Annotated in this window: 20 protein-coding genes, 2 tRNA genes and 1 pseudogene; 9 read left to right on the forward strand and 14 right to left on the reverse strand. The window is 72.0% G+C overall.

The window, feature by feature from the left end; genetic code table 11:
• Nucleotides 1-46: 46 nt before the first annotated feature.
• From AOM05_RS08040 to AOM05_RS08055, 4 genes and pseudogenes are all read right to left on the reverse strand, one after another.
• Nucleotides 47-622 (reverse strand): annotated as a pseudogene (locus AOM05_RS08040) (dihydrofolate reductase family protein); the annotation flags it as partial.
• 52 nt (nucleotides 623-674) lie between these two features.
• The gene (locus tag AOM05_RS08045; protein ID WP_062521083.1) at nucleotides 675-1,568 is read right to left on the reverse strand and encodes a sugar phosphate isomerase/epimerase family protein; all 894 of its coding nucleotides are present in this window, start codon (nucleotides 1,566-1,568) and stop codon (nucleotides 675-677) included.
• 119 nt (nucleotides 1,569-1,687) lie between these two features.
• Nucleotides 1,688-2,413 carry a hemerythrin domain-containing protein gene (locus tag AOM05_RS08050; protein WP_062521084.1) on the reverse strand — a complete coding sequence of 242 codons (726 nt, stop codon included), beginning with the start codon at nucleotides 2,411-2,413 and terminating at the stop codon, nucleotides 1,688-1,690.
• Nucleotides 2,414-2,576: 163 nt separating this feature from the next.
• Entirely contained in the window at nucleotides 2,577-3,080 is a 504-nt protein-coding gene (locus tag AOM05_RS08055; RefSeq protein ID WP_062521086.1) for a GNAT family N-acetyltransferase, read from the reverse strand.
• Between the two features lie 68 nt (nucleotides 3,081-3,148).
• Here AOM05_RS08055 and AOM05_RS08060 point away from each other — a divergent pair, with 68 nt between their 5' ends.
• On the forward strand, nucleotides 3,149-4,033 hold the full coding sequence (locus tag AOM05_RS08060; protein WP_062521088.1) for a LysR family transcriptional regulator: 885 nt from the start codon (nucleotides 3,149-3,151) through the stop codon (nucleotides 4,031-4,033).
• A 93-nt stretch (nucleotides 4,034-4,126) separates the two neighbouring features.
• Here AOM05_RS08060 and AOM05_RS08065 read toward each other — a convergent pair whose 3' ends face one another.
• Both AOM05_RS08065 and AOM05_RS08070 read right to left on the reverse strand, forming a co-directional pair.
• The gene (locus AOM05_RS08065; protein ID WP_062521090.1) at nucleotides 4,127-5,107 is read right to left on the reverse strand and encodes a Gfo/Idh/MocA family protein; all 981 of its coding nucleotides are present in this window, start codon (nucleotides 5,105-5,107) and stop codon (nucleotides 4,127-4,129) included.
• On the reverse strand, nucleotides 5,104-5,727 hold the full coding sequence (locus tag AOM05_RS08070) for a TetR/AcrR family transcriptional regulator (RefSeq protein WP_169746736.1): 624 nt from the start codon (nucleotides 5,725-5,727) through the stop codon (nucleotides 5,104-5,106). Before AOM05_RS08070 ends, AOM05_RS08065 begins: the two co-directional genes overlap by 4 nt.
• Nucleotides 5,728-5,889: 162 nt before the next feature.
• On the opposite strand from AOM05_RS08070, the gene AOM05_RS08075 reads away from it, so the two are divergent.
• A complete protein-coding gene (locus AOM05_RS08075) occupies nucleotides 5,890-7,353 on the forward strand; it encodes an MFS transporter (protein WP_062521093.1) in 1,464 nt (487 codons plus the stop codon).
• Nucleotides 7,354-7,400: 47 nt separating this feature from the next.
• A complete protein-coding gene (locus AOM05_RS08080; protein WP_082097371.1) occupies nucleotides 7,401-9,416 on the forward strand; it encodes a tannase/feruloyl esterase family alpha/beta hydrolase in 2,016 nt (671 codons plus the stop codon).
• 86 nt (nucleotides 9,417-9,502) lie between these two features.
• On the opposite strand, the gene AOM05_RS08085 is transcribed toward AOM05_RS08080, so the two are convergent.
• Nucleotides 9,503-9,576: transfer RNA gene (locus AOM05_RS08085), tRNA-Ile, on the reverse strand.
• Nucleotides 9,577-9,746: 170 nt separating this feature from the next.
• Between AOM05_RS08085 and AOM05_RS08090 the strand changes: the two genes are divergently transcribed.
• Both AOM05_RS08090 and AOM05_RS08095 read left to right on the forward strand, forming a co-directional pair.
• Nucleotides 9,747-9,947, forward strand: coding sequence for a CsbD family protein (locus AOM05_RS08090; RefSeq protein ID WP_062521095.1), 201 nt, complete (start codon nucleotides 9,747-9,749; stop codon nucleotides 9,945-9,947).
• Between the two features lie 87 nt (nucleotides 9,948-10,034).
• A tRNA-Asn gene (locus AOM05_RS08095) sits at nucleotides 10,035-10,110 on the forward strand.
• 66 nt (nucleotides 10,111-10,176) lie between these two features.
• Here the strand turns inward: AOM05_RS08095 and AOM05_RS08100 are convergent.
• The 3 genes from AOM05_RS08100 to dnaG form a co-directional block, all read right to left on the reverse strand.
• Complete coding sequence (locus AOM05_RS08100) at nucleotides 10,177-10,614, reverse strand: hypothetical protein (RefSeq protein WP_062521097.1); 438 nt, start codon at nucleotides 10,612-10,614, stop codon at nucleotides 10,177-10,179.
• Nucleotides 10,615-10,653: 39 nt separating this feature from the next.
• Complete coding sequence (locus AOM05_RS08105) at nucleotides 10,654-11,088, reverse strand: VOC family protein (RefSeq protein WP_062521099.1); 435 nt, start codon at nucleotides 11,086-11,088, stop codon at nucleotides 10,654-10,656.
• Between the two features lie 73 nt (nucleotides 11,089-11,161).
• The gene (gene dnaG, locus AOM05_RS08110; RefSeq protein ID WP_062521494.1) at nucleotides 11,162-13,141 is read right to left on the reverse strand and encodes a DNA primase; all 1,980 of its coding nucleotides are present in this window, start codon (nucleotides 13,139-13,141) and stop codon (nucleotides 11,162-11,164) included.
• Between the two features lie 113 nt (nucleotides 13,142-13,254).
• On the opposite strand from dnaG, the gene AOM05_RS08115 reads away from it, so the two are divergent.
• The 4 genes from AOM05_RS08115 to AOM05_RS08130 are packed head-to-tail and all read left to right on the forward strand — an operon-like array spanning nucleotide 13,255 to nucleotide 15,540.
• The gene (locus AOM05_RS08115) at nucleotides 13,255-13,710 is read left to right on the forward strand and encodes a DUF6941 family protein (protein WP_156155814.1); all 456 of its coding nucleotides are present in this window, start codon (nucleotides 13,255-13,257) and stop codon (nucleotides 13,708-13,710) included.
• Nucleotides 13,710-14,132: a hypothetical protein gene (locus AOM05_RS08120; RefSeq protein WP_062521101.1), complete on the forward strand. Its 423-nt coding sequence runs from the start codon at nucleotides 13,710-13,712 to the stop codon at nucleotides 14,130-14,132. The genes AOM05_RS08115 and AOM05_RS08120 overlap by 1 nt, the downstream gene beginning before the upstream one ends.
• Nucleotides 14,129-14,554, forward strand: coding sequence for a hypothetical protein (locus AOM05_RS08125; protein WP_062521103.1), 426 nt, complete (start codon nucleotides 14,129-14,131; stop codon nucleotides 14,552-14,554). Before AOM05_RS08120 ends, AOM05_RS08125 begins: the two co-directional genes overlap by 4 nt.
• Entirely contained in the window at nucleotides 14,551-15,540 is a 990-nt protein-coding gene (locus tag AOM05_RS08130) for a DUF368 domain-containing protein (RefSeq protein ID WP_062521105.1), read from the forward strand. The genes AOM05_RS08125 and AOM05_RS08130 overlap by 4 nt, the downstream gene beginning before the upstream one ends.
• 4 nt (nucleotides 15,541-15,544) lie before the next feature.
• Here AOM05_RS08130 and AOM05_RS08135 read toward each other — a convergent pair whose 3' ends face one another.
• The 4 genes from AOM05_RS08135 to AOM05_RS08150 form a co-directional block, all read right to left on the reverse strand.
• On the reverse strand, nucleotides 15,545-16,813 hold the full coding sequence (locus tag AOM05_RS08135; RefSeq protein ID WP_062521108.1) for a deoxyguanosinetriphosphate triphosphohydrolase: 1,269 nt from the start codon (nucleotides 16,811-16,813) through the stop codon (nucleotides 15,545-15,547).
• Nucleotides 16,814-16,863: 50 nt separating this feature from the next.
• Nucleotides 16,864-17,439, reverse strand: coding sequence for a dihydrofolate reductase family protein (locus AOM05_RS08140; protein WP_062521110.1), 576 nt, complete (start codon nucleotides 17,437-17,439; stop codon nucleotides 16,864-16,866).
• Between the two features lie 59 nt (nucleotides 17,440-17,498).
• A complete protein-coding gene (dusB, locus tag AOM05_RS08145) occupies nucleotides 17,499-18,662 on the reverse strand; it encodes a tRNA dihydrouridine synthase DusB (protein ID WP_369401116.1) in 1,164 nt (387 codons plus the stop codon).
• A gap of 453 nt (nucleotides 18,663-19,115) precedes the next feature.
• Nucleotides 19,116-20,315 carry a YibE/F family protein gene (locus AOM05_RS08150; protein ID WP_062521114.1) on the reverse strand — a complete coding sequence of 400 codons (1,200 nt, stop codon included), beginning with the start codon at nucleotides 20,313-20,315 and terminating at the stop codon, nucleotides 19,116-19,118.
• Nucleotides 20,316-20,349: the final 34 nt, after the last annotated feature.

Consider the following 20,349-nt stretch of genomic DNA (forward strand, 5'->3'; position numbering starts at 1 on the left):
TGTCGGCCGCGGCAACTGTGGATGCCTGGCGCTTCGGATCTTGCATTCGCACCACGTACCTCATGTGCACAACCCGATCGCCTTGGATCACGTCGACGGGATCGTCGAGCATCTGCTGCGCGTCGACCGCACCGAAGAATCGCTTGCCCGTGCCGAACACCACGGGCACCACGTCCATGCGGACCTCGTCAACCAGGCCCGCGGCGAACACCTGCCCGCCCACGTCGCCGGCCGAGACCTCGACGATGCGGTCGCCGGCCAGTTCCTGAGCCGTCGCCACCGCTGCGGCAAATTCGTCGACGAAGGTGAACGGCGCATCGTCCCTCCACCCGTCCGGCGGCGGCCGGTGGGTGACGACCACGACGTGCGCGACGCCGCTCGGCGGAACGCCGTCCCAGCCGCCCGTCATGTCGAACACGTGGCGGCCGACCACGGTGACGCCGACCGAGTCCCAGTACGCGCGGGTGTGGTCGTAGGACGCTTGCGAGACCTTGAGGATGCCGCCGTCGTCGAGCGGGACGTCGCCGCTGAGGAGCCAGTCGAACAGCGGACCGGTGTCGTCGGCGTCGTCGGCGATGAAGCCGTCGACGGAGACCGAGGCGTACATGACGACCTTGCCCATGGGGTGCTCCTCCGCTCGGGGATAGCCCCAGGCTAAGCGCTCGCTCCCGACATCAGAACGTGGCGTCCCGCAGGTACTCGAGGCCGGCGATCGCGGGGCCGAACGGGTCGTAGTCCGCGTCATCAGGCGGGTCGCGCTCGATCACGTAGAACTGCACGTCCTGCCCGGCCGCGGCGAAGATCGACGGGAAGTCGATGGTGCCCTCGCCGACGGTGGCGATCTCCCCGGCCTCGTCCATGTCCTTGACGTGCAGCAGCGGGATGCGGTCACCGTGCTTGGCGACGATCGCGGCCGGGTCCTCGCCGGCGGCGGTCGCCCAGTACAGGTCGAGCTCGAACGCGACGTTCTCGGGCGAGGTGTGCGCCATGAGGAGGTCGAAGGCGCTCTGGTCGCCGTAGACCTGGGTGAACTCGTAGTCGTGGAGATGGACCAGGTACCGCAGGCCCTCATCGCGAGCCATCGCGCCCAGGTGGTCGATCCTCTCCGCGAACGCGACCCACTCCTCGCGGGAGGTGAACGTGCGGGGATCCTCGCCCGCGCCCACGAACTCGGCGCCGAGCGTCGCGGCGGTCTCGACCTTCTGCGCCCACTGCTCGTCGGTCGTGTCCATCGTCACCGAGGTGTGGAGCGAGCTGGCCTCGAGGCCGTACGTGTCGAGCAGCGCGCGGTACTCCTCCGCGTCGAGCCCCTGGAAGCCCGTGTAGTCCACGGGCTCGACGTTGCGGAAGCCCGCCTCCGCGAGCCGGGCGAGCACCTCCTCCTGGCGGGACTGCGCCGCATCGTCCTCGCCGAAGCCGATGTAGTGGAAGAAGGTGAACATCTGGACGCTGATCTCGTCGTCCGGGATGGACGATGCGCCGGTCACCTCGGTGGGCGCCGTGCCACCGGGCGGCGGCGACGCCGTACAGGCGGTGAGCATGATCGCGGCGGCGAGCACGGACCCCATCAAGGCGCCGCGGTTCGTGCGGCTCTGCGTGCTGCGCAACCTGGCGGCGCTCCTCCCTGCGAGGTCCGCTCGCGGACCTTGAACTGGCAGGCGCCAATCTACGGCCTGTGCCGACGGCCTCAGATCGTGTCGGGGATGGGGCGTCCCGGGAACAGCGTCGCGTACTGCTTGCGGTACATGCGCTTGCCGACCAGGCGGTACGCGACCCGCGCGAACGCCGGGGCCTCCTTGAAGAACTCCCTCTGGTCCTCGATCGGGTTCGCAGCGAGGATCATGCCGAGATAGGCGATGACCACCTTCTTCTCGAACTGGTCGAAGCCGTGCGCGGCGAGCTGTTCGAACTCCTCGTTGGTGAGGACGCGGTCGACCGCCGGCATCACCTCGGTGACCTCGCGCCGCAGGTGGACCTTGAGCCGTGCGGACAGCCGCTCGTAGTGCTGGGCGAGCTCCTCTCCCACCGCCGGGTCGGCCGTGGCGGTCCAACGCTCGCGGATCGGGGCGATCTGGTCGAGCATCGTCTTGACCTCGGCGTGCTGCGCGAGCATCTGGTCGACGTGCAGCGCGCAGGCCGGCGCACGCTCGCGCAGCTGCGGGTACATGAGCTGGTCCTCGCCCTCGTGGTGCACGTGGAGGACCTTGTCGATGTTGGCGAGCACCTCGCCGACGTAACGGGACCGCTCGGTGTCACCCGCCGCAGCCGAGCGCGCGAGCCCGGGCGCCTCGTCGTAGGACCACAGGAACACGCGGTGGATGCGCCGCATCGCCGCGGTGCCGGTGCACAGGACGGGACCATCAGGGACCGGTGCCGCGACCTCGCCCGGCTCCATGGTGAAGAAGTCCGACATCCGAGCCCCCCGGGTCGCCATGCCTACCGGGGCCGCGTCGCCCCCTCAGACGAGGCTACGACCGGCGACGAGGCGCGGCAACGCGAGCGGCAGGCCTGCGTGCCGACGCCTCGGCGCCGGGACGATGCGAGGGCTGGCTCGCCGTGCCCGTCAGGGTCGGGCGTCAGGCCAGGTCGAGCGCCATCGCCACGTCGGCCCGGGCATACGGCCCGGGCTCGTACTCGTCGTGGCCCAGGTGGCGGAAGCCGAGCTCCTCGTAGAGGTGCACGGCGGCATCCAGCTTCCGGTTGCTCTCCAGCTCGATGCGCACCGCGCCCAGCGCGCGCGCCCGCTCGATCGCGGCCAGGAGCAGGCGCCGTCCGGTGCCGTGCCCGCGGTGCCGGGGGTCCACGGCCATCTTCACGATCTCGACCACGCCGTCGTGGGTGCGGGCGATGCCGACGCAGCCGACCACCGCATCGTCCTTCCTCGCCACGAGGACGGCACCGCCGGGCTCCACGAGCTGCCCGACCGGGTCCTCGAGCTGACGGCGGTCCTCGTCCTCGAGCGCGAAGATCTCGGTGATCCACTGCTCGTTGAGCTCGCGGAAGGCCCGCGCGTCCGCGGGGGTGCGAAGGTCGTCGAGGACCACGGGGACGGTGCTGCCGGGGAGGGTTGGAGTGTTCACCCCTTCAGTGTGGGCGGCCCATCCAGTCACGTCCAATAGCGATATGCGCGGATTGATAATCTGAGTGCATGGATAATGCGCCCGACGTCGACCTGCGCCTGTTGCGGTCGTTCGTGGCCGTGGCCGAGGAGCTCCACTTCGGTCGCGCCGCCGAGCGCCTGCACATCGCACAGCCTGCGCTCTCGCAGCAGGTACGCCGGCTCGAACGCGAGCTCGGCGTGGCGCTGCTCACCCGCACCTCGCGCAGCGTCGCAGTCACGCCGGCCGGCGCGGTGCTGGCCGACCGCGCGCGCACCCTGCTCGGACTCGTCCGCGACGATCTCGAGGAGGCCATGCGTGTCGGACGCGGCGAGCAGGGTCGGCTCGACGTCGGATTCGTCAGCTCGGCGCTGCCGTTGGGACCCATCCGGCTGGTGCAGGCGTTCCGGGCGTCCTACCCGCGCGTGAAGGTCGAGCTGACCGAGGGCTACTCCGCACAGCTGCTCGATCTGCTGGCCCGCGGGGCGCTCGACCTGGCCGTGGTCCGCGACCCCGACCCGCGCGACGACATGCACTACGAGGTCTTCCACTCGGAGCCGTTCGTGGCCGCCGTGCCTGCCGACCACCGCTTCGCCGGGAGGAGCTCCGTGCGCGGTCCGGAGTTGGCCGGCGACCCGTTCGTGTTCTTCCGCGCATCGGCCGGCCGCGTCGCCACCGAGCGCAACCTCGCCCCGGTCGTCGAGGGCGGCCAGGTGCCGCACATCGCCCAGATCGGCTCGACGTGGGCCACGATCCTCCATCTCGTGGGCGCTGGGATGGGCGTTACCGTCGCCCCCGAGAGCGCGCTCGGCGGGGCGCCCGATGGCGTGGTCGCGCTGCCGCTCGAGGGCTCCGGCCACCGTAGCGAACTCGCGTGGGCGATGCGCGCGGGCGACGACCGCCCGATGCTGCGCAACTTCGTCGCAAGCGCCTGAGGCGCAGCCCAAGCGCCACGACGCCTCGGACGGAGGTCACGACTCGAAACTGACACGAGGCACCACGGGGACCTGCGGGCCCCGATTCGTTGCTTAACCCAGCGCGAGCCCCGCGGCCGAGTAGGTCGACCGGAGGGCCTCAGCCTGGGCGACAGCGGCGCTCGCATCGGCTGGGTTGGGCCCGCCGCGGGTGGCATCGCGGAACGCCTCGAGCTGGAACACATAACTGGTGCGCCGGGTCACCTGCTCGACGCGGCGCCCCTCACCCGACCGCACGACGATGCGCCCCTTCATCTGCGGGTGATATGGCCAAGCCATGTCGACACTGCCGGCGGTGCCCACCACGCGCAGGTGCGCCTCGATGAGGCGCCGCGACCACATCGAGGACACGATCCCACCCTCAACCCCTCCCGCGAAGGCCAGCCGAGCCTCCACCAGGCGATCCACGTCGCCGCGCAGCCACGCTCGCGCATCGTCCACCGCCTCGACCTCGCCCAGCAGGTCACGGAGCAGTCGCATCGGGTAGTAGCCGACGTCGAGCAGCCCGCCGCCGCCGAGCGCCGCGTTCCAGCGGATGTCCGACCGCTTCGGTATCGGCACGCAGAACGTCGCCCGGGCGCGGACGACGCGACCGATCTCCCCCGATGCGAGGATGCCGCGCAGGGCGGTCAGGTGCGGGTGGAAGCCCGTGTGGTACGCCTCGGTGACCGTCACGGGCAGTCCCTGGACCGCTGCGGCGACCTCGCGCGAAGCGGTCACCGACGACGTGAACGGCTTCTCGCACAGCACGTGCTTCCCCGCCTCCGCGGCGCGCACGGTCCACTCGCCGTGGAGCGCGGCGGGTAGCGGGATGTAGACGGCATCCACATCGGGTGAGTCGAGAACCTCCTGGTAGGACCCCAGCACGGTGCCGATCGCGGCGCGGGCCGCTACCGCCTCGGCTCGCGCGCGATCCCGCGCCGCGATCGCCGTCACCTGCACGTCGGCGACCTCGCGCACGGGGGCGAGCAGCGCATCGTCCAGAATGCGTGCGGCGCCCAGGACGCCGATGCGCAGCCGCGCGGACCCGCTCACGTCATCTCGTCGCGGCGTGCGGCGATGCGCAGCGCCTGGCCCACCTCGCGGGCCAGATCGAAGCTGGGGTCGATCAGCCACTGGGTCTCGAGGCCTTCCCACAGCGCGACCAGCTGTCGCCCGAAGCGCTCGGGATCCACGTCGGGGTGCGCGTAGCCGGCACGCTTGAGGGCGCCCAGGTAGAGCGCGTAGTTCGCGGCGGCGATCCGTTGGTGGTCGCGGACGTACGCGTTGGCGGGGTGCTCGGGGTCGACGGCCGCGGCACGGACCTCGGCGTAAAGGCGTCGCACATGCATCGAGCCCATGCCCGAGCGCACGAATGCGACCAGCTGTTCCTCGACGGCCTCGACCGGGACGGTGAGCACACCCGGGCCGGCGGCGATCTCGCGTGCGCTCACCACCGCATCGGCTCGGTCCAGAGCCGCCATGAACAGGTGGTCCTTCGACGGGAAGTGGTACAGCACCTGCGCCTCGGTGAGGCCGGCGCGCTCGGCCACATCGGTGAAAGAGACCTCGCGATGCCCACGCTCCTCCACCAGCGCGAGCGTCGCGTCCGCGATCGCCTCCAGGCGCCCGCGGGTCTTCGCGTAGGGTCCGCGCTTGGCCGCCGTGCTGCTCACGCCTGCAGTGTACGAGGGCGGACACCATGCGCCGCCAGGCCGACACGCATGCGGGAGGCGAGTTGACACGAGCCAATTTCTAGCGCACTATTTTTTCGATGCGGCAGCCGTCGCAGGGCCTCGCGCCATCGTCGGCGCGACACACATGCTCAAAGGAGAGACATGGCCACCACCGACGCCGTCGAGCCCACCACTTCAGCCGATGCGATCGCCGGCGAGGAAGCACAGGTCCTTGCCCCCGAGGCGCCCGGGATGTCCGAACGGCTCAACGGCGGCAAGCCCTTCCGGAAGTACCTGCTGTGGTACGGCCTCGCGGGTGCCGCCATCACCGCGACGTGGGGCGCTCTCGCGGGCGTGGCGATGCCCAACCACGTGCAGCTGATCGAGATGGCGAACTTCTTCACCGGCGCGGACGCGGGTCTGGACCTTGCGGCGCTGACGGACCTCAAAGCGCAGGTCGACGCCGGCACCGTCACCGCGACCGCCGAGCACGCCCGCCAGCTCGACCTCCTCGCGCAGTTCGAGGCGGCGCGCGCTCAGAGCCTCGCGCTCGTGTCCTCCGTCGGTGTGCTGGTGACCATGTTCGTGCAGCCCATCGCGGGCTACCTCTCGGACCGCACCCGCACCCGCTGGGGTCGCCGCGCCCCGTGGATCGCCGCGGGCGCCGTCATCGGTTCAATCGCACTGGCGGCGATGCGCTTCTCCCCCACCATCGGCGCGCTGATCCTCGCGTGGGCCGTCGCGCAGGCCACCATCAACCTCGCGCAGGGGCCGCTCAACACCACCGTCGCGGACCGCGTGACCGCCGGTAAGGTCGGCACGGCGTCCGCGGTCACGGGCCTGGGCATGATGGTCGGCGGCGTCGCCGGCGGCGTGGGTGCGGGTGTCGCGTTCGCCGCTCTTGGCCTGAACGTGTACTTCCCGTTCGCCATCGCCGTCGCCGCGTTCGCCCTGATCTTCGTGCTGGTCGCTCGCGATCGATCCTCACTCGACCTCGAGGTCGAGCCCGTGCGCCTGGGCCGGTTCTTCGCATCGTTCGTGCTTCCCCTGAAGGACGCCGACTACCGCTGGGTGTGGATCGCCAAGGTGATCATGGCCTTCGGCTACGCCACCTCGACCGCGTTCTCGATCTACATGCTGCAGAGCTACGTCCAGCCGGCGCTCAGCCAGCAGGAGGCCACGCTGATGGCCCCCATGCTGGCGCTCGTGGGGCTGCCCGGCACCATCGTTGCGATGATCGTCGCGGGCCGGTGGTCCGACAGGATCCAGCGCCGCAAGCCCTTCGTGTTCTGGTCCTCCGTCGCCATGGCCGCCAGCTTCCTGCTGCCCCTGCTGTGGCCCGCCGTCCCCGCCATGTTCCTCCAGGCGATCATCGCGGGCCTCGCGTTCGGCACCTTCCTGGTGGTCGATCAGGCGCTGTTCATCGCCGTCATCCCCGACCACAAGGAGGCCGGGCGCGACCTCGGCGTAGCCGCGATGGGCGGCAACCTCGGCCAGGCGCTCGGCCCCATGATCGGCGCGCAGATAGTCGTCATCACCGCCGGCTACCGGATGGTCTGGGTCGCCGCGATCGTCCTCGTCGCCCTCGCGGCCCTGGCCATCCTCCCCGTCAAGCGAGCCCGCTGACTCCCCACCCGACCACCGCATCGTCCCCCTTCACCCCAGGAGACCCCATGCTCAGCACGCTGGCCCCGTCCCCCGCCCTCGACGGCCACGGAACGCCGTACATCGACATCGACGAGCAGCGCACCGATCCCGCCCCGCACCGCTACCTGCACGGCGGCTTCGAAGGCTCCGGGACCCGCTTCTCGCTGTACCTGCCGCCCGCCGATCTCTACCGCGGCCGGTTCTTCCAGCACATCACCCCCGTGGCACAGAGCGAGAACCTCGCTCAGACCGCCACCGGTGAGGAGGACCGGATCACGTTCGCCTCGGAGTCCGGCGCCGCGTACCTCGAGACCAACGGCGGCGGGCACACGTTCCAGCAGGGGGACGATGCGGACCCCACCTTCGGCGCCTACCGCGCCAACGCGGCGTGCGCCGAGGTCGCGAAGCACCTGCTCCGCGAGGCCTACGGAGACCACCGCGTCTACTCCTACTCGTACGGCGGCTCCGGTGGCGCGTTCCGCACCATCGGCGGCGCCGAGAACACCCGCGGGGTCTGGGACGGCTACGTCCCCTACGTGCCCGGCACCCCCATGGCGATGCCCAACGTGTTCGGCGTGCGCCTGCACGCCATGCGTGTCCTGGGTGACGCCCTCGACGGCGTGGACGACGCCCTGGCCCCGGGCGGATCGGGCGACCCGTACGCCCACCTCACCGACGAGGAGGCGGCGGCCTACACCGAGGCCACCCGGCTGGGCTTCCCGCCCCGGTCCTGGTTCGCGCACCGCACCATGGGCGGCCACGCGTTCTCCGTGGTCTTCCCCGCGCTCGGGTTCCTCGACCCGACCTACTTCGACGACTTCTGGACCTTGCCCGGCTACGAGGGCGCCGACCCGTCCTCGAGCGTCCACCGCGACCGCGTGATCCACCCCTGCGAGGTGGCCACGACGCTCACGCGCGCCGACCTGCCCGGGGCACCCGAGGACCGCCACGCGCCCCGCGAGGGCGGGGTCGACGAGTCCTTCCAGCAGCTCGGCGGCGCCGAGGTGGTCGCGATCCGGCTGTCGGAACCGGTGCCGGAGCCCGGGCTGCGGGGCCTCGCGGAGCTCGTGGTGGAGTCCGGTGCCGCAGGCGGCGCACGCCTGGTGCTCGCCTCCGTGGTGGGCGACATCGCCCTGCTCGACTCGGGCGCCAATCCCGACGCCCTCGCGGCCCTGTCCCCGGGCGACCGCATCGTCGTGGACAACTCGAACGTCCTCGCCGCCCAGACCTACCACCGCCACCAGGTCCCGCCCGCCGGCACCTACCCGGCATGGGACCAGTTCCGCGACGCCGCCGGCGAACCCCTGTACCCGCAGCGACCCATGGTGTTGGGCCCGCTGCTCGCGGCCGGTGCCGTGGGGGCCCTGCCCACCGGCGACTTCGACGGCCGCATGATCATGGTCGCCTGTCTCATGGACCGCGAGGCGTTCCCCTGGCAGGCCGACTGGTACCGCCAGCAGGTCGCCGCGCAGCTCGGCGATTCGACGGACTCGCGGTATCGCCTCTGGTACATCGACCACGCCACCCACGGCGACGACGAACTGCAGGCCGAGCCCGAGCGCACCGTCTCCTACCTGGGCGCCCTCCACCACGCCGTGCGCGCGCTCGCCGCATGGGTCGAGGATGGCATCGAACCCGAGGCCTCCACGCAGTACGAGGTGGTCGACGCACAGGTGATCGTGCCCGCTGATGCCCGTGACCGGCTCGGCATCCAGGCCACGGTCACGCTCACCGTCGGCGGCGCGACCCGCGCCGACGTCTCCCCCGGCACCGAGATGGCCGTCGCCCTGACCGCGGCCGCACCTCCGGGCGCGTCGCGCATCGTCCAGGTCGAATGGGACCTCGACGGCGACGGCACCTTCGAGACCGTCGAGGCCGTGGACGCGCGCACCGAGATCGCGCTCACACGGACCGCCATCGCACCCGACGCCAGCACCCGGTTCATCGCCGCCCGCGTCACCGTCCAATGCGAGGGCGATCCCTCACTGCGGTTCGGCCGCCTTGCGAACCTGGCCCGCGCACGGGTGGTGGTTGCCGACTGACCGGCATCAGATCACTCAAAGCTTGGGGTGGCGCGCGGGCCAGAGGTTGCGTCACCGCCCCTCGATCGCCGAGTGCGCACTAGCGGTGGGCCAGGCGGGGCTCGAACCCGCGACCGATGGATTATGAGTCCACTGCTCTGACCTGCTGAGCTACTGGCCCGCGACCTCCGAGGAGGCCGCCGGACAGTCTACCGGCGCGCGCACCGGCGACCCGCGAGCCACCCCGCACACCCACCGCACGGCACACCCGAGGGAATGCCTCGCCAACTATCCACCTTGTACCAAGGGTGACCGCGACCGCGGTCCGTGACGAGTCGATGTGGAGGAGTCATGAGCATGAACGACCGTGCGAGCAACGCCGCCGAGGACCTCAAGGGCAAGGCCAAGGAAGGCGCCGGCAAGGCGACCGGCGACGAGCAGCTCGAGGCCGAGGGCAAGATCGACCAGCTCAAGGCCGGAGCGAAGGACAAGGTGGAGGACGCGAAGGACGCCGTCGCCGCCAAGTTCAACCGGGCCACCGACGAGCACTGATAGGCCCCGTCAGCACCACGACGAGCGCGGAGCGGATGCGAGGTGGTCACCGGACCCCTCCGGGATCCGGTACAGTATTCCTCGCATTCCTCCGTAGCTCAATTGGCAGAGCAGCCGACTGTTAATCGGCAGGTTACTGGTTCGAGTCCAGTCGGGGGAGCCACCGGCCCGGTCCTCATCGAGGACCGGGCCTTCTGCGTTCCCGGGGTCCCGCGGGACGATGCACGGGTCACCGGAGCGCCGTCCCCGGCTCCTCTCCCCACCCGTAGGCGAAGCGGTCGACGCACGCGTCCAGCGCGTCCGCGGCCGCGTTGCGGTACGCGAGGAGCAGCAGCCGCCGCTCCTGCCTCTCGGCGCGGTTGAGCCGCGGTTCGCTCATCCCGCCCCAGATCAGCAGCGCACCACCAGCGATGAACATGAGCGCATTCCCGAAGACCGCGGCGTACGTCAGCGTCAGCGGCGCGACCAGGATCAGCAGCGGCGACCGCGCCCACCAGGCGCGCAGCAGCCCGGCCTCGCGCATGATCCGCGTCACCGCGCGGCGCCCGTGCCGCATCAGCGACGCCAGCTGGATGTCACGCATCACCCTGGTGGTGGGCATGAAGGCGCCCGTGAGCGCGGCGACATCGTGCCGCGCCCGCGCCTGAACCGCGCGCTCCGCGTCCACCCTTCGGACGCTACCCCGCCCGCGCGCGGCGCACCAGGGCTAGGACGCCCCGGACCCCAGCACCACCGACCCGTCCGGCTCCGGTGGCGAGAACGGGTTCATCGCGAGCTCCCAGACGTGCCCGTCCGGATCCGCGACGTAGCCGCTGTACCCGCCCCAGAACACCTTCTCCGGACGCTTGAGCAGCGTCGCGCCGGCCGCGAGCGCGTCCTCGAACACCGCGTCCACCTCGGCCTCGGTCGGGTAGTTCTGCGCGAGCGTCATCGCGCCCACGCCGAGCGCGGCTCCGGGTCGCCCCTGGTCCTTCGCGAGGTCCGCGAGCCCGAACAGCCCGATCACCGTCCCGTTGGCCTGGAAGAACACGATGTCCTCCTGGGCCTGCGCGGCCTCCCAGCCCCATGCCTCGTAGAACGCGCGTGCACGCGCCAGGTCCGCGACGCCCAGCGTCACGAACGACACCCGTGGTGATGCCATGCCAGCCTCCCGAGATCGACCTCTCAGCAGGCTACGCGGACGCTCCGACAGCGGCCTCCGACAACGTGCGGAGTCACTCCACCTCGCGCAGCTGCCGCCGCCGCCCCTCGAGACGGATGATCTCCGCGAACGCCTCGTTCGCCGCATCGGTCCCGGCCCCCGCGCGCTGCATCCGCCCCCGCAGGTCCGCGGTGGTGCGCGTGATCGCAAGGTCGAGCATCCGCGCGAGCACGGACCGTGCATAGACCCCGATCTCGGCCGGCTTGTCGTGCGGCAGCGGCGTCACCGCGAGCTGCGACACCAGCGTCCCGAGGTCCGGCCCGGCCTGCTCCTCCACGGCACCCACCCAGTCGGGACCGGCACCAGCGGGCCCACCGGCGGCGAGCACCGCGTCGAAGATCTGCCCGTACTGCGGCGCCGTGAAGGACGCGCGCGTGAGCTCCGCCACGATCCCCATGGTCATCGCGTCCGCCGCGATCGCCGCGGGCGCCTGCAGCAGCACCCCGAGCGACAGCGCCTCCGCGCGCACCACCGGGTCGCGCGGGTTGGGCCGGGACGCGACCACGGTCGCGATCTGCCCGGTCTCGGGATCCATGGGCGGCGGGCCGTCGTCGGGACGATGCGCGGGCTGGCCCTGTCCCGGACGTCCCGCGGGCGCGCCCCCGAGCTGGGAGCCGCGGCCACCGCCCGACCCCGCACCGCCGCGCTCCCCCGCCCGCGACACCGCGCGCAGCACATCGGCCGGCTCCATGCCCAGCCACCCCGCGAGCCGGCGCGCGTACTCCGGCCGGATCGCGCGGTCACGGATCTGCGCGACGATCGGCGCCGCAGTCCGCAGCGCGGCCACGCGACCCTCGGGGGTCTCGAGGTCGTGCGCCGCGAGCGACGCCTTTATGACGAACTCGAACAGCGGCGCGCGCCGCTCCATCAGCCGCCTCACGGCCTCGTCGCCGTCGCGCTGCCGGATGTCGCACGGGTCGAGCCCCTCGGGGTCCACCGCGACGAACGTCTGCGCGAGGAACTGCTGGTCGAGCGCGAAGGACTTCAGCGCCGCATTCTGGCCGGCCTCGTCGCCATCGAACGTGAAGATCACCTTCGCACCCGTGGACCCCACCTTGAGCTGGGTCCCGCCCGTGTCGCCCATGAGGCGGCGCACCACCTTGACGTGGTCCTCGCCGAACGCCGTGCCGCAGGTCGCGACGGCGTTGGTCACGCCCGCGAGGTGGCACGCCATCACGTCGGTGTAGCCCTCGACCACCACGGTGGTGCGCTCCGAGCGGATGCCGCCCTTCGCGAGGTCGATGCCGTACAGCACGTGGCTCTTCTTGTAGATCTGCGTCTCGGGGGTGTTGAGGTACTTGGGCCCCTGGTCGTCCTCGTGAAGGCGGCGGGCACCGAAGCCGATGACGTCCCCGGTGACCTCGCGGATGGGCCACACCAGGCGGCCGCGGAAGCGGTCGTACACCCCACGCTGCCCCTCGGACACCAGGCCGGACGCCTTGAGCTCGGGCTCGGTGAAGCCCTTCGAGCGAAGGTGGTCGGTGAGATGCGACCAGCCCTGCGGCGCGTAGCCGCATCCGAAGGTCGCCGCCGCCGCGCTGTCGAAGCCGCGCTCGCGCAGGAAGTCGCGCGCGATCCGCGCCTCGGGCGACTCGAGCTGCGCCACGAAGTACTCGGCGGCCACGCGGTGCGCCTCGAGCAGGCGGCGGCGCATGCTCGCCCCTGACTCGGAACCGCGGCGCCCGCCCGCCTCGTAGCGCAGCGTCACGCCCGCGCGGTCGGCGAGGTACTCGACGGCCTCGGCGAACGGCAGCCCGTCCATCCGCATCACGAACTCGATGACGTCGCCGCCCTCGCCGCACCCGAAGCAGTGCCAGCGGCCCGCCGCCGGGCGCACGTGGAAGGAGGGCGAACGCTCGTCGTGGAACGGGCACAGCCCCTTGAGGGAACCGACGCCGGCGGACTTCAGCGCGACGTGCTGGCCCACGATCTCCTCGATGGGCGCGCGCTCGCGGACCGCCGCGATGTCGTCCCTGTTGATCGTGCCCGCCACGCGCACAGACTACCGGCGCACCCCACCCGGCCCGCGCATCGTCCACATGCCAGGTGAGAGCCTGTCACCCGGTCGCGCTACGCTTGAGCAGCACCCCACGAAAGGACGCTGTTGTGAGAGTGGACGCATTCCTCGCCGATTCGGCCGAGGTCGTGCAGAACAAGATCTACGCGCTCGGCGCGGGGTGGAACATCATCTTCGTGCGCGGCTTCCCGGCCGTGCACCGTCGCCTCTCGGTCGGCGCCGTGGTGCACGTCCCCTTCACGGAGACCAACCGCACCCACCAGTTCGAGCTCAAGCTCCTCACCGAGGACGGCGTCGAGTACCCGATCGGCGTCCGCCCCGACGCCGAGGGCAAGCCGGCCCCCGTGCGCGCCATGGGCGGCGAGTTCACCGTGGGCCGCCCCGCCCACCTGGTCGACGGCGACGAGCAGGTCGCGAGCTTCGCCTTCACCATCGACGGCCTCCGGTTCGACAAGCCGCGCCTGTTCTCCTGGGTGATCAGCGTGGACGGCGAGGAGATGACCCGCCTTCCCATGCGCGTCCAGCAGGCGGCTCAGCAGGCGTAGTGGAGCTGTACACGGGGGCGGTCCACCCCCTGGTCCTCGTCGTGTCCGCGCTCCTCGCGCTCACCGGCCTGGCCACGCTCGCGTGGCCACCCGCCCACCGCGTGCTGCGGTGGATGATCCCGGTGACGTACGTGGCGGTGCTCGCGCACGCGGCGACCGTGGTGGTGCTGCTGATCTCGGGCACCGACGCGGACCTGCTCCTCGCGGGCGGCTACCTCATCGCGTCCGTCGCGCTCCTGGCACTGCTGGGGATAGGGCGGCTCGGCACGCCCGAGGCCGCCGCCGCGGATCCGGACCCCAACCGTCCCGTCCTGTCCCCCACCCAGATCGCGCGCGTCGACGCGGCGGCCGCCGTGATCGTCGCGATCGCGCTCGCCGTGGTCGCGTGGCGCATCTACGTCATCATGGAGGCCGCGGCGTGAACCCCATCGCCCGCATCTCGCTGATCGTCGCGTACGCCGTGCTGGCGCTCGCAGCGCTCGGCCGCTCGAGCTACCAGATCTCCACCAAGCTGTCCGAGGCGCCGGTCCCCTACCTGGTCTCCGGCCTGTCCGCCCTGCTCTACGCCGTGATCGCGGTCGCGCTGTGGAAGCGCTGGGCCGGCGTCGCGCTCGTGGGCACCGCGCTCGAGCTCGCCGGCGTGCTGATCGTCGGCACGCTCGGCTACGTCGAGTCCTCGTGGTGGCCCGACGAGACGGTGTGGACCGGCTACGGCTCCGCGTACGGCTGGGTGCCGCTCGCGCTGCCCGCGATCGCGCTCGCCCTGCTGCTGCGCGAGCGTCGCGCGCGCAGGGACGATGCCCCGGTCACCCCCGCGGCACCCTCGCCCGAGAGCGCGGCGTGACCCACGCATCGTCCCCGGTCGAGGCCGGCGAGCCGCAGGCCCGCCGCACCCCGACGCTGATCGCGCTCGACGTGGTCCGCGGCGCCGCGATCGGCACCGCCGAGACCGTGCCGGGCGTGAGCGGCGGCACCGTCGCGCTCATGACCGGCGTCTACGAGACGCTGCTCACCTCCGCAGGGCACCTCATCGCGGGCGTGCGGGCGCCCGTCGCGGACGGCCTCCGCGGGCGAGGCCTCGCGCACGCCCGCGACCAGTTCGCGCGCGTGCGCTGGGGCGTGATCCTGCCGATCGGCATCGGGATGGTCGCGGCGCTGCTCACCATGGCCCACGTCATGGAGGGCCTGCTCGAGGACCACCCCGAGACCATGCGCGGCCTGTTCCTGGGCCTGGTGCTCGCGTCGCTTGCGGTGCCGTTCCGCCACTCGCGCGCCTCGGCCGCCCGCACCGGTCACACCGGCGCGTGGACGGGACGCGAGTGGCTCATCGCCGTGGTCGCGACGGTGGCGGTCGGGATCATCGTGTCGCTGCCCGCCGGCAACCTCTCCCCCGAGCCGTACATCCTGGTCCCCGCGGGCGCGCTGGCCGTGTCCGCGCTGGTGCTGCCCGGCCTGTCGGGATCCTTCCTGCTCCTCACGCTCGGCCTCTACGAACCCACCATCGCGGCGCTCAACGACCGCGACCTCGGCTACCTCGCGTGGTTCGCGATCGGCCTGGTGATCGGGCTCGTCACCATCGTCAAGCTGCTGCAGTGGCTGCTCGAGCACCACCGCCGCCTCACCCTGGTGATCCTCACCGGCGTGATGGCCGGCTCGCTGCTCGCGCTGTGGCCGTGGCAGGACGCGGACGGCGCGCGCATCGCCCCCACCGCGCCGGTGCTCGCGCCCGTGCTCGCGATGGTCGCCGGCGCGGCGCTGGTCGCCGCGGTCCTGGTCGCGGAGCACCGGGTGCTCGCGCGCCGCGAGGGTGCCGAGGCCACCGAGGCCTGAGAGGCTACGACTTCCGCCGCGCGACGTAACGGTGGTGCCAGTCGTACGCCGACTTGTCGGTGAGCGACGCGATCTGGTCGATCACCACCCGCTTGCGCGCCGCATCGTCCCCCGCCTCCCGGTGCATGGCCGCGAAGTGGGGCTCGAGTGCCTCGTCCCCCAGCTCGACCAGCGCGCCCACCAGGTCGGCGAGCCGCTGGCGCTGCTGGCGGTACGCGGGCTTGCGCTCGCGCGGCGCCATGAGGAAGTGGACGGCGATGCCCTTGAGCATGAGGATCTCGTCCGCGAGGTGCTCGGGGATCACCAGGCGCGCGTGGTGGCGCGTGAGCGCGCCGTCGCCGTACTCCGCGCGCGTGGCCTCCCCCACCGTGCCGACCACGCGGCCGATCAGCTGGCTGGTCATGTCCTTGAGGGTCGCGAGCGCGCGGTGCGAGCCGTCGTACTCGTCCATCCACCACGGCTCGGAGCGCAGCCGGTCGAGCGCGGCGAGCAGCGCGTCGGGCTCCCCTCGGCCGTACCACTCGCGGGCGTGGTCGGCGATCTCGCGGGCCCGCGCGGGATCGCGCAGCACGCCCAGCGACACGGTGTGGTGGACCACGGAGTCCTCAACGTCGTGCACCGAGTACGCGATATCGTCGGCGAGGTCCATCACCTGCGCCTCGAAGCTCTGCGCGCGGTCGGGCGCGCCCTCGCGGAGCCACCTGAACACCGGGACGTCGTCGTCGTAGACGCCGAACTTCCTGGTGGGGCTGCCGTCCGCGCGGGTGGGCGTCGCGTCCTCGGTCCACGGGTACTTCACCGCCGCGTCCAGCACGGCGCGCGTGAGGTTGAGGCCCACGCTCTGCCCGGTGACGGGGTCGTAGGTCTTGGTCTCGAGGCGGGCGAGGATCCGCAGCGTCTGCGCGTTGCCCTCGAAGCCGCCGATGTCGCGCGACACCTCGTCGAGCGCGCGCTCGCCGTTGTGCCCGAACGGCGGGTGGCCAAGGTCGTGCGCGAGGCACGCGGCGTCCACCACGTCGGGATCGCAGCCGAGCATCTTGCCCAGGCTGCGGCCCACCTGCGCCACCTCGAGCGTGTGGGTGAGGCGCGTGCGCACGAAGTCCCCGGTGCCAGCGCCCAGGATCTGCGTCTTCGCGCCCAGCCGCCGCAGGGCGCTGGAGTGGACTATCCGGGCGCGGTCGCGCTCGAACGGTGTGCGCTGCGCCTGCTTGGGGGGCTCGGAGACGTAGCGCTGCACGTCCGCTGCGGCGTAGCCGTCGGGTAGGGCGCTCACGCGTCGACTCTAGCGGGGACGATGCGGTGGTCCGGTGACCCCGGGCGGCGTCAGCGGTCCGCGGCCGGGCAGGAGAGGTGGATCTGGACGAAGCCGTCGCCGAACCTCACCACGTGCTCGGCGGTGAGCTCCGCGGGCGCGGCCATGCCGCCGAACAGCGAGGTCCCCTGACCGAGGACGGTGGGGACCACGGTCACCACGAGCTCGTCGAGCACCCGCGAGGCGAGCGCGTCGCGGACCATGGTCGCGCCGTCGACGTAGACGTCCTTGCGCCCGGCGAGCTCCCGCGCCTGGTCGACGATCTCGGCGATGGTGCCGCGCGCCGCCGCCACCGCGGGGTTCGGGTGCTCGAGCGGGCGGTGCGTCGCGACCAGCATGGGCAGATCACGGTACGGCCAGTCGGGGAAGCCCGTGACGATGTCGAACGTGCGCCTGCCCATGACGATGCAGCCCACCCGGTCGAGGAAGTCGCCGAAGTGGAGGGCGTCGTCATCCGAGGAGCTCCACGGCTCGTCCGCGACGGGCGGCGCGCCCTCGGCACGCGGCTCGAGCCAGTCGAGGCCGTCGCCCGGCGCGGCGACCATCCCGTCCAGCGACATCGCGAGGTAGGCACGCACCCGGGTCATGATCACACGCTAGATCACGAGTGCGAGGTTTGTCCGGTGCGATTTGTCACACCGTGCGATCAGCCTCCGGAGACGCTGAGCTCGGCCTCGCGCAGCCGCGCCTCGAGGTCGGGGGTGATGTCCTGGGTGTCGAGCCAGCCGTCCGGGCACGCGGGCACGCGGGGCGAGCCCTGGCGGCCGCGCGGACCCTCCGCCTCGGCACCCGGGTAGCCGGCGTCGAGGTCGAGCGTGTCGAGGATCTCGCGCAGCTCGGCGAGCGTCGAGATCAGGCCGAGCGCACGGCGGGTCTCCCCCCCGACCGGGTAGCCCTTGAGGTACCAGGACATGTGCTTGCGGAGCTCGCGCATGCCCTTGTCCTCGTCGTCGTCGAAGTGGCGGATCATCAGCTCGCCGTGGCGGTAGATGGCGTCCGCGACCGTGCGCAGGCCCGGCTTGACCCGGTCCTCGCGGCCCTCGAACGCGGCCTGCAGGTCGGCGAACAGCCATGGACGGCCCATGCAGCCGCGGCCCACGACCACTCCGTCGCAGCCGGTCTGCTCAACCATGCGCAGCGCGTCCTCGGCCTGCCAGATGTCGCCGTTGCCCAGGACCGGGATGGTGGTGATGGCGTCCTTGAGGCGCGCGATCGCCTCCCAGTCGGCGGTGCCGGAGTAGTACTCGGCGGCGGTGCGGGCGTGCAGCGCGACGGCGGCGACGCCCTGCTTCTCCGCGGTGCGAGCCGCATCGAGGTAGGTGAGGTGGTCCTCGTCGACGCCCTTGCGCATCTTCACGGTGACCGGGATGTCGAACTTGGACGCCTCGCGGACGGCCGCCTTGACGATGTCCTTGAACAGGTCGCGCTTCCACGGCAGCACCGCGCCGCCGCCCTTGCGGGTGACCTTGGGCACCGGGCAGCCGAAGTTCATGTCGATGTGGTCGGCGCGGTCCTCCTCGGCGATCATCCTGACCGCCGCGCCGATGGTCGCGGGGTCGACGCCGTAGACCTGGACCGAGCGCGGGGTCTCGTCCGGGTCGTGGGCGATGATGCGCAGCGACTCGGGGGTGCGCTCGACCAGGGCGCGGGACGTCACCATCTCGGCGACGTAGAGGCCGCCGCCGTGCTCGCGGCACAGGCGGCGGAACGCGGCGTTGGTGACGCCCGCCATGGGCGCGAGCACCACGGGGGTGTCGACCTCGAGCGGGCCGATGCGCAGCGGCGGGAGGAGGCGGGTGGTCGAAGACATGGGGTCCATTGTCTCAGGTGGGGTGCGTGGGGCCAGCGCGTGCAGTCCTCCCCGACCGGCCTCCACACGGATCTCCCGATCCGGGCCGATTCGCCTGCAACTCGCGTCGCATCGCCCGACCAGCTCAGGTGCAGTTGCAGAATCCGTGTGGAACGCGGTCACGGGCGCGCTGGAAGTGCGGCGCGAGATGCGGAGCGGATGACGGACGCTCTCGCGCCCGGGCCGCTGAGGGAAAGCCCGGGCGCGAGGCGCCGCGGCGCAGCGACCAGGCGCGCAGCCACGACGTGCAAGGAGGGACGGGAGCACTCGGCCCTCTTCCCCCAGGGACGCTTCCGCGCCCCGAATGCCCGCCACGACAAGCGTGCGGCCCGCACGCACGGCGAGTCAAGAGGAATACGACAAAAGGGGCGAAATCAGCACGATTCCTTCATTTCCCACGTGTTCTGCCGGGATTCAGGCCGTCGACGGCTCCCCTGGGTCCGCAACCGGCGCCTCGTCGCGCGACCCGGCCGTCGCATCGTCCCCCGCCTCTCCCCCGATCCCGACGATCAGCGCGCCGATCGCGGTGGTGAGCGGCACCGCGAGCACCAGCCCGATGGAGCCCACCAGGGTCCGCACCACCTCGCCGGCGATCTCGGAGGACGTGATGGCGGTGGAGAGCGGGCTGTCGTAGACCGCGATGAGCATGATGAGCGGCAGGGAGGCGCCCACGTACGCGAACGCGATGGTGTAGACCGTCGAGGCGATGTGGTCGCGACCGATCCGCATGCCGCGGCGGAACAGCTGCCACGGCCCGAGGTCGGAGCGCGCGGCGCCCAGCTCCCACACGGCGGACGCCTGGGTGATGGTGACGTCGTTGAGGACGCCCAGGCCGGCGATCATGAGCCCGCAGAGCGCCAGGCCGGAGAGCGACAGGCGGCCCTCGAGGAAGTCGAGGTTGACCTCGGCCTCGGAGGGGACGCCGGGGATCTGCGCCGCGGACACGGCCCACGTGCCCAGCAGCGCCGTCATGAGCAGGCCCGCGATGGTGCCGAGGTACGCGGTGGTGGTGCGGGCGTTGGGCCCGTGCGCGACGTAGAGCAGCACGAACAGCGCGCCGGCGGACGTCACCAGCCCCACGATCGCGGGGTTGGCGCCGTCGAACAGCGCGGGCACCGTGTAGAACCCGATGATCCCGAACGCGAGCACCAGGCCCACCAGCGCGCCGAGCCCCCGCCACCACGCGACGGCGAGGACCAGCACCACGTAGACGATCAGCAGCGCCAGGATGGGCGGGTCGCGTTGGAAGTCGGAGAACACCAGCGGCTGGTCGGGCGCGACCTCCACCGCGACCACCGTGTCGCCGGCCTCGAGCTCGAGCGCGCGGTTGCCGGTGGGCGACATGTCGCGCTCGCCCTCCCACCCCTCGGTGGTGACGTCGACCACGGACGCACCCGTCGCATCGTCCACCGAGACCACGACGCCCTCGACCCGGGTGGCGTCCTCGTAGAGGAGGCTCTCCGACCCGAGCACGTCCCACGAGGACGGCCAGGTGAGGTACGCGCCCACGGCGACCGCCGCGACCACGCCGGCCACGAGCGCCCAGAGCAGGCGCGTGGTGGCGGGCGTGGCCGCGGGACGGTGCTCGGTCAGGTGCGAGTGGCCGGCGCCCATGGGGTGCGTTCCGGTGACCGGGACGGGTCCGGGC

It is taken from the genome of Demequina silvatica (assembly GCF_000971215.1).
Lineage (GTDB): Bacteria > Actinomycetota > Actinomycetes > Actinomycetales > Demequinaceae > Demequina > Demequina silvatica.

Coding starts and splice junctions, on each gene's coding strand:
- AOM05_RS08060 (WP_062521088.1), top strand. CDS start 3,149: ATGGATAATGCGCCCGACGTCGACCTGCGCCTGTTGCGGTCGTTCGTG.
- AOM05_RS08140 (WP_062521110.1), bottom strand. CDS start 17,439: ATGACCCGGGTGCGTGCCTACCTCGCGATGTCGCTGGACGGGATGGTC.
- AOM05_RS08105 (WP_062521099.1), bottom strand. CDS start 11,088: ATGGCATCACCACGGGTGTCGTTCGTGACGCTGGGCGTCGCGGACCTG.
- AOM05_RS08075 (WP_062521093.1), top strand. CDS start 5,890: ATGGCCACCACCGACGCCGTCGAGCCCACCACTTCAGCCGATGCGATC.
- dusB (WP_369401116.1), bottom strand. CDS start 18,662: ATGTCTTCGACCACCCGCCTCCTCCCGCCGCTGCGCATCGGCCCGCTC.
- AOM05_RS08150 (WP_062521114.1), bottom strand. CDS start 20,315: ATGGGCGCCGGCCACTCGCACCTGACCGAGCACCGTCCCGCGGCCACG.
- AOM05_RS08080 (WP_082097371.1), top strand. CDS start 7,401: ATGCTCAGCACGCTGGCCCCGTCCCCCGCCCTCGACGGCCACGGAACG.
- AOM05_RS08090 (WP_062521095.1), top strand. CDS start 9,747: ATGAGCATGAACGACCGTGCGAGCAACGCCGCCGAGGACCTCAAGGGC.
- AOM05_RS08045 (WP_062521083.1), bottom strand. CDS start 1,568: ATGGGGTCCGTGCTCGCCGCCGCGATCATGCTCACCGCCTGTACGGCG.
- AOM05_RS08050 (WP_062521084.1), bottom strand. CDS start 2,413: ATGTCGGACTTCTTCACCATGGAGCCGGGCGAGGTCGCGGCACCGGTC.